Origin of the sequence: Rahnella perminowiae (assembly GCF_019049755.1) — a bacterium.
GTDB classification, from domain to species: domain Bacteria; phylum Pseudomonadota; class Gammaproteobacteria; order Enterobacterales; family Enterobacteriaceae; genus Rahnella; species Rahnella perminowiae.
Genome location: NZ_JAFMOS010000292.1, coordinates 1 through 3,731, shown reverse-complemented (window position 1 = coordinate 3,731; position 3,731 = coordinate 1). Strand labels below are relative to the sequence as shown.

Annotated in this window: 5 protein-coding genes; 2 read left to right on the top strand and 3 right to left on the bottom strand. The window is 50.1% G+C overall.

Annotation, left to right across the window (positions count from 1 at the left end; all coding sequences use genetic code 11):
- Both J1785_RS02580 and J1785_RS02575 read left to right on the top strand, forming a co-directional pair.
- A partial coding sequence (locus J1785_RS02580; RefSeq protein ID WP_217218744.1) for a hypothetical protein occupies positions 1 to 242 on the top strand: 242 nt, incomplete at its 5' end.
- A gap of 15 nt (positions 243 to 257) precedes the next feature.
- On the top strand, positions 258 to 773 hold the full coding sequence (locus tag J1785_RS02575) for a hypothetical protein (RefSeq protein ID WP_217218743.1): 516 nt from the start codon (positions 258 to 260) through the stop codon (positions 771 to 773).
- A 75-nt stretch (positions 774 to 848) separates the two neighbouring features.
- Here J1785_RS02575 and J1785_RS02570 read toward each other — a convergent pair whose 3' ends face one another.
- The 3 genes from J1785_RS02570 to lpdA all read right to left on the bottom strand — a co-directional run bounded on the left by J1785_RS02570 (position 849) and on the right by lpdA (position 3,534).
- Positions 849 to 1,259, bottom strand: coding sequence for a fimbrial protein (locus tag J1785_RS02570; protein ID WP_240782834.1), 411 nt, complete (start codon positions 1,257 to 1,259; stop codon positions 849 to 851).
- A 69-nt stretch (positions 1,260 to 1,328) separates the two neighbouring features.
- Positions 1,329 to 2,093: a FimD/PapC N-terminal domain-containing protein gene (locus tag J1785_RS02565; protein ID WP_217218742.1), complete on the bottom strand. Its 765-nt coding sequence runs from the start codon at positions 2,091 to 2,093 to the stop codon at positions 1,329 to 1,331.
- A gap of 16 nt (positions 2,094 to 2,109) precedes the next feature.
- Positions 2,110 to 3,534, bottom strand: coding sequence for a dihydrolipoyl dehydrogenase (gene lpdA / locus J1785_RS02560; RefSeq protein ID WP_013576983.1), 1,425 nt, complete (start codon positions 3,532 to 3,534; stop codon positions 2,110 to 2,112).
- Positions 3,535 to 3,731 lie beyond the last annotated feature (197 nt).

Sequence of the window (3,731 nt, the reverse complement as noted above, 5' to 3'; positions counted from 1 at the left end):
ATTTAGGAAGATACTTGCTCACATCGGGCGTTATGTATTCTATTTTTGTTAAAAACGGAGCATTAGCAAGCAGTTATTATATAAACCAAACAGACTTTATCAGTTTCTTTCATTCAGCCGAAGCATTTGACCAGTACGCAAAAAACCAAATTTACCTTTCAATAAACAGGCAACTGATATTTTCGACAACGCATGGCACAGAACATGATTTCTGGAAGTGCATGGAAAAAGCGTTTAAATAACAAGGAACGTTCAGTATGAAAAAAATCCTCCTGATGTTGATGCTCACGATGGCATCCCCTTGCTTTGCGCATATCAATGAAGACATCGAATATAGCCGTGATAAGTACCTTTTAGCCTACAAGAACCTCAACACTAAACTAGAGGAATGTTTGACAGAAATGAAATCCCTGCCGTTTATTACTTCTGCGGATATCAAGGGTTTTGATAAACGAACGGTAAGCATAGCCGTTTTATACCTTGGCACAGCCCAAATCGATCAATGCGCCCGGGATGAACATCATCAGTTTATGATCAGGGCATTTGACTACTACGCTGCACTTACAGAAGTCAGCGTCTACAGCCAACAAATAAAAACACTTCATAATGATATCTTTGACCTTTTACCTGCCGGAAATATAAGGTTAGAAAGAGAATATGAAAGCTTTCCTTTAAAAACCAGAACGGAGCTTGAAGCACGCTTAAAAAATAAAAACCTCCGATCCTACCCCTCATTTCAAAGCAGCCCGCAGTATGATTTTGATGATAAATAGGCCGACGCCATCGTACATATCGGATTTTTTATCAGAACAAACCTCACTTCAGGTCGTCTGCAAAGGCGACCTTTTTCAGTAATAAATCATCGTAAACGTCGCCGTGCCATTCGCACTACCGCTGCTGAGTGTTTGCCCGTTGAGATAGTAGCGGGCAAAAAAAGGAATACTCAGGTTTCCTTCACTGGCCGAAGGGGTGATTGCCCATTGTTGCCCGAGGTTTACAGGCGTTGTGTCGCCTTTCAGTATCTGATAGTTGAGACTGCTGTCCAGGTTACCCAGCGATGTGTTGCGCGTATCGCAACTTACCCCGCCGCCAACCACACGTTGCCCACTGGAGTTAGTCAGGGCAATACCGCCCCCCTTGACGCCGGTGGAGTAAACCCCAGGGAAACCCGCGATTTCTGTACCGTTTCCGTAGTAACAGGCGATGATCGGGTCGCCGGAGAGTTCGTTGCTGCCACTCGTACCGCAAGTACCGCTCACATTGAAAGTATGCTGACTTCCGGGAATATCCGCCCCAACAGGCAAAGAAGATGTCACCGCAACTGAACTTCAATCCCAGGACTGCGGCATGGCCGGAGCGGTAGAACAGGCCGCCCATAATTTGCCAGAAAACAGGGCCAGAAACTGGTTCTGGTCGCTGCCGCCCGTGTTTTGCCAGGTACTGGCACCGCTGAGGTTGTAGTTGAGCAGCAAGGCCGGTGCGCCTTCATCCCATAATTCCGGGCTGACCGCGCCCCTTGCCAGCGTGTCGAGTAATTCCTGAGGAAGGGTGATCAGTAATTTCTGATGGGAAAAATCAAAATGGACGACCATGCCGGACATCAGGGTAGCGAAATCCTCCACCGGTTTCTGTGCCGGCCAGTCGCGTAATGCCGCAATGCTGCCGGTTTTCAGCCCCAGGGTCTGCCATTCTGCCGGGGTGAATAACGGCGACAGCGTCTGGTCCTTCAGGGCAATAAAGGTCACATCCTGCCGCCCTTTCAGCATGTCGTTGACCCACACATCCACACGGTAAATACCCGGCGTCTGTCCGCCCTCACGGGAAAATTGCAGTTGCCGCCAGGCGCTTTGTCCTGCGGGGGTGAGCAACGCCGCGGGGCGATAAAAAAGCTTCAGTCGGGTCTTCACCACGATTTGCAATAAACCGGCAGGGGATTCTTCAGGCAGGCGGGGAATGGCTTTGATGTTCAGCCAGAACAGGGATTCGCGATCGTCGGGTAATATGCCGCCGGTGCGGATAATCCGCAGGCTGTTATCTTCTCCGGCATTCAGGCGGAATAGTGCAAAAAAAAACGCCTCCGTAGAGGCGTTCATCAGCAAAAGCCAAAGATTACTTTTTCTTGGCTTTCGGGTTTGGCAGGTCAGTAATGCTGCCTTCGTAGATTTCTGCTGCCAGACCCACAGACTCATGCAGCGTCGGGTGAGCATGGATGGTCAGCGCGATATCTTCTGCATCACAACCCATTTCGATAGCCAGGCCGATCTCGCCCAGCAGCTCGCCGCCGTTGGTACCGACAATTGCACCACCGATAACACGGTGAGATTCTTTGTCGAAGATCAGTTTGGTCATACCGTCTGCACAGTCGGACGCGATAGCACGGCCTGAAGCTGCCCACGGGAAGGTGGCGGTTTCGTAGCTGATGCCTTTCTCTTTCGCTTCTTTCTCCGTCAGGCCAACCCAGGCAACTTCCGGCTCAGTGTAGGCGATGGATGGAATGACTTTCGGATCAAAGTAGTGTTTCTTGCCGGAAATGACTTCAGCAGCCACATGACCTTCGTGAACACCTTTGTGTGCCAGCATTGGCTGACCGACGATATCGCCGATAGCAAAGATATGTGGCACGTTGGTGCGCATTTGTTTGTCGACGTGGATGAAACCACGGTCGTCCACTTCGATACCTGCAGCGCCTGCTTCCAGCAGTTTGCCGTTAGGTACGCGGCCGATAGCCACCAGCACGGCGTCGTAACGCTGTGGTTCTGCCGGGGCTTTTTTACCTTCCATCGTGACGTAGATACCATCTTCTTTGGCTTCTACTGCGGTCACTTTGGTTTCCAGCATCAGGTTGAATTGCTTGCTGATTTTCTTAGTGAAGACTTTCACGACGTCTTTATCAGCCGCAGGGATCACCTGATCGAACATTTCTACCACATCAATCTGAGAACCCAGTGCGTGGTAAACGGTACCCATTTCCAGACCGATGATACCGCCGCCCATCACCAGCAAACGCTCAGGGACGCTTTTCAGCTCCAGGGCATCAGTGGAATCCCAGACACGTGGATCATCATGTGGAATGAATGGCAGTTTGATTGGACGGGAACCCGCCGCAATGATGGCATTGTCGAAAGTGATGGTCGTCGGACCATTTTCGCCTTCAACAACCAGAGTATTCGCGCCAGTAAATTTGCCCAGCCCGTTCACGACTTTGACTTTACGGCCTTTCGCCATACCGGACAGACCGCCGGTCAGCTGGTTGATAACTTTTTCTTTCCAGACGCGGACTTTATCGATGTCCGTTTTCGGCTCGCCGAAAACAATACCATGTTCAGCCAGTGCTTTTGCTTCAGAGATCACTTTCGCGACATGCAGCAGAGCTTTAGAAGGGATACAACCTACGTTCAGGCACACGCCACCGAGCGTGGAATAACGCTCAACCAGAACGGTTTCAAGACCTAAATCAGCGCAACGGAAAGCAGCAGAATAGCCCGCAGGGCCAGCCCCAAGTACCACGACCTGAGTTTTAATTTCAGTACTCATCATGACCTCTTAATTTATGTCCGGCGGGTCTGACGTCATTTTTGTGTTGCAACGCCCATCATCCACCGGGTCGTTCTATCCGCCCGCAGTTTACAAAATTGTTAACAAATTTGAAACAACAAACGGCATACGATTTGTGCTTAGTGCCTGAAAATCCCAAACAGCATGAAGAGATTATCAGAAAAAAGCCGGCCGTC